Origin of the sequence: Mycobacterium sp. (assembly GCF_032162605.1) — a bacterium.
In the GTDB taxonomy this organism is placed as follows: domain Bacteria; phylum Actinomycetota; class Actinomycetes; order Mycobacteriales; family Mycobacteriaceae; genus Mycobacterium.
The window spans coordinates 1-2,976 of record NZ_JAVROT010000539.1 but is presented as its reverse complement, the minus strand read 5'-3'; the positions used below and the strand labels follow the sequence as shown (position 1 = coordinate 2,976).

Here is a 2,976-nt window from a genome sequence, read left to right as displayed (position 1 = left end):
TTCGGAAACCCGATCGGCGAATTCCCCATGCTATTCCAGCCGGGTGTGCTGAGCATCGCCTGGGGCACGGCGATCCGGCAGCTCGCCGCAGGCTTGGGCGTCGAGGTCGACGAGATCAGAGACTCGGTCGAACAAGAACCGGCGCCGGAGGATCTCGACGTCGCCGCCGGACGCATCGCGAAGGGAACCGTTGCGGCGCTTCGCTTCCAGATCGAGGGGATCGTCAAGGGACAGCCGGTGATAGTGGTCGAACACGTCACACGCCTGCGCGCAGACCTGCGCCCGGACTGGGCGCAGCCCGCCCATCCCGGCGGCTCGTACCGGGTCGAGATCACCGGCGAACCGTCGTACTTCGTCGACATCGTGCCCACCAGCCGCAATGGCGGCGCTCCGTATGCGGCGATCCTTGCTGCGGCAGCCCGGATCGTGAACTCGATCCCGGACGTGGTGGCTGCTGCCCCGGGTATCCGGACCACGCTGGACCTACCGCTGGTCACGGGGCGGGGTGTCGTCTCGGTCAACTAGGCGAATTCGGGCTCGGCGCCCAGCCCTCACAGCGGTTGGACCCCGGTCCAGGCCAATCGGACCGTCGTGCCGCCGGTGGACGTCTGGATCGAGGCATGATCCGCCAACGCCTTCATCAGGGCGATTCCGCGCCCACGGTTGCGGTCGGCGCCCGTGGATGCAGCCGTTCGCCACTGCCCCCTGTCCGCAACGGTGACGAGCAGAGCGGATTCCATCGGGTCATATGCGGCGCGGACGTCCATGGTGCCCGTCAGCCCTGCTGAAACGTACGCGAATTCGGCTGTGTTGGCCAAGGCCTCGTAGATCGCGAGCACCAGATCGCTTGTCCGGTTCGGGTGCAGGTCGAACGCGCCTCGCAACCAGTTCGCGAACTCATCACGGGTGCGTGCCGCGGTACGTGGATCGGCGGTGACACCGATGCGCTCGAAGCGCTCGGTGCCTGCGGCGTGGGCCTTGGGCTCTGCATCGATCATGACAAGCATGTAAGTACCCGGTTGGGCGCCCGACTATACGTGCCTAGCTAGAAAAGGCCGCAAGCGCTTCGTCGAGGGTCGCGTGCAGGGGCACGATGTCGGCAATGCCGACCAGCTTGAGGGGCCGGCTGGTGGCCGGGCCCTCGGCCACGATGTGGATGCCGATGCCTTCGGGCGCCTCGTCATGCGCCGCGACGAGGATGCCCATGCCTGCTGACGCCAGGAACTCGACCTCGGTCAGATCCACGATGATGCCCTCTGGCGTCTTGGCGAGCGCCGCCTTGATGCCTTCCTCGAGCTGGGGTGCCGTGATCATGTCGACGACGCCCGAGGTGACAATGACGACGACGCGTCCGACCCATCGTTCGCTGACGACGCACGTCGATCCGGATGCCGCAGCTGTGCCGTCGGCCGGTTCCCGTTGTTCGTTCAAGGCCCGTCTTCCATGTCTAGCCGCGTCCGAAGACGCGTGTCGCCGTGATCTCAGTCGCTCGAGGCTCGGGCTGAACCTCGCACGATTTGAAACCGCCGAGCTTGAACCTATCCGATTGGCGAGTCATCGTGCCTATCAGCCGTGGTTGGCGGTGCCGTGACGTCATCCAGCGTTAAGGACGCGCAGGAGACGATCGGCGGAAGAGGTGCTGCAATGGAGCCTGGGGCGGGCAGCCATCAACACTCGCCTCATCATCCATCCAACCAGGAGCGAAATGTACCCGGATGCACGGTTGGTGCGCCAACTCGCGGAGATCGGTTCGGGCCCGGCAGGGGCGCCCGTCGGGGCGTTCTTCGACCTCGACGGCACGCTGGTGTCCGGATTCACGGCCACCGCGCACGCGGGACACCGGATCCGAACCCGGGAGGCCAGAATCGGCGAAGTGCTCGGCGTCGTCGAGGCGTCGGTGCGCTACCGGTTGGGTCGCATGGAATTCGAGCGGCTCGTCGTCCGGGCCGCGGGTTATCTGCGGGGCAATTCCCTCGAAGAGCTCGACGATCTCGGTGAATACCTCTTCCGCCGTCACATCGAGAAGCGGGTGTTCGCCGAGATGCACGACGTGGTTCGCGCCCATCGCGATCGTGGACACATGGTGGTGCTGAGTTCCTCGGCCCTGACCATCCACGCCGAGCCCGTGGCGCGGTTCCTCGGCATCGAGGACGTCATCTGCAATCACTTCGAGGTCGACGGTGCCGGCCGCTTGACCGGAGGAATCGTCGAGCCGATCGTCTGGGGCGCCCGCAAGGCCGACGCGGCAGCGCGGTTCGCCGTCGCCAACGGCCTCGAGCTCTCCCGCAGTTACTTCTACGCCGACGGTGACGAGGACGCCGCCCTGATGCGGCTGGTCGGCCGTCCGCGGCCGGTGAACCCACGCGCGGGTCTGGCGGCAGAGGCCGCGCGACGAGGCTGGCCGGTGCTGCTGGTCAATCCCGCGACGACCGGTGGTCGGGGACCCGCCGCGATGCTCCGGCGCCTCGGCGGACGTCGATGATGGCCCGAACGGTGCGTCTGCAGCGTCCACATTCGGCGCCTGCGCCACACGCGTCGGCGACCTCCTTGGACGTCGACGCACCTGCGTCGACGATGTCGGCGACCGTCTGATTGGTCACGCCAACGCACAGGCAGACGTACATCAGCTCTTGTCCGACAGGCCAGAATCCTGAGTCTCGTCGATGCGAATCATGCGCCGGAACCTGCCGACGAAGACCGGTGGATAGGCACCGATACCGGCCTTCTCAAGCCATTCGGCAGCCAGCTCGGAGTACTCGAGCCAGTGCAGGGCGTGCTCCTCGTCGTCGATTTGCAGGAGCATCATGATTTCGAGCGGATTGTCGAAGGCGCTGAACATCAACAATTTTCGGATTCCCGCGACGCGCAGATCATCGATGCTGCCTTGCACATGCGCCCGCAACGTCGCGAAGTCCTCGACCGGAGTGACCACCGAGACCATGACCACAGGGGCCGAGGGCTCGGTCTCCTCGGTGA

Annotated in this window: 4 protein-coding genes and 2 pseudogenes; 2 read left to right on the top strand and 4 right to left on the bottom strand. The window is 66.2% G+C overall.

What is annotated here, in order from left to right; all coding sequences use genetic code 11:
• Positions 1 to 525: pseudogene (locus QOI01_RS29835) on the top strand (diacylglycerol kinase); the annotation flags it as partial.
• 26 nt (positions 526 to 551) lie between these two features.
• Here the strand turns inward: QOI01_RS29835 and QOI01_RS29830 are convergent.
• Both QOI01_RS29830 and QOI01_RS29825 read right to left on the bottom strand, forming a co-directional pair.
• Positions 552 to 998: an ATP-binding protein gene (locus QOI01_RS29830; RefSeq protein ID WP_526386794.1), complete on the bottom strand. Its 447-nt coding sequence runs from the start codon at positions 996 to 998 to the stop codon at positions 552 to 554.
• Between the two features lie 43 nt (positions 999 to 1,041).
• A complete protein-coding gene (locus QOI01_RS29825; RefSeq protein ID WP_526386792.1) occupies positions 1,042 to 1,431 on the bottom strand; it encodes an STAS domain-containing protein in 390 nt (129 codons plus the stop codon).
• Between the two features lie 274 nt (positions 1,432 to 1,705).
• Here QOI01_RS29825 and QOI01_RS29820 point away from each other — a divergent pair, with 274 nt between their 5' ends.
• Positions 1,706 to 2,482: an HAD family hydrolase gene (locus QOI01_RS29820; protein ID WP_526386790.1), complete on the top strand. Its 777-nt coding sequence runs from the start codon at positions 1,706 to 1,708 to the stop codon at positions 2,480 to 2,482.
• Here QOI01_RS29820 and QOI01_RS29815 read toward each other — a convergent pair.
• Positions 2,415 to 2,624 carry a (2Fe-2S)-binding protein gene (locus QOI01_RS29815; protein WP_526386788.1) on the bottom strand — a complete coding sequence of 70 codons (210 nt, stop codon included), beginning with the start codon at positions 2,622 to 2,624 and terminating at the stop codon, positions 2,415 to 2,417. The genes QOI01_RS29820 and QOI01_RS29815 overlap by 68 nt on opposite strands.
• A pseudogene (locus QOI01_RS29810) lies at positions 2,624 to 2,976 on the bottom strand (fatty-acid--CoA ligase); the annotation flags it as partial. The pseudogene QOI01_RS29810 and the gene QOI01_RS29815, both read right to left, overlap by 1 nt.

What these genes read in the sequence shown, in the direction of transcription:
- QOI01_RS29815 (WP_526386788.1), bottom strand. Translation starts at nt 2,624, where the DNA reads ATGTACGTCTGCCTGTGCGTTGGCGTGACCAATCAGACGGTCGCCGAC.
- QOI01_RS29830 (WP_526386794.1), bottom strand. Translation starts at nt 998, where the DNA reads ATGATCGATGCAGAGCCCAAGGCCCACGCCGCAGGCACCGAGCGCTTC.
- QOI01_RS29820 (WP_526386790.1), top strand. Translation starts at nt 1,706, where the DNA reads ATGTACCCGGATGCACGGTTGGTGCGCCAACTCGCGGAGATCGGTTCG.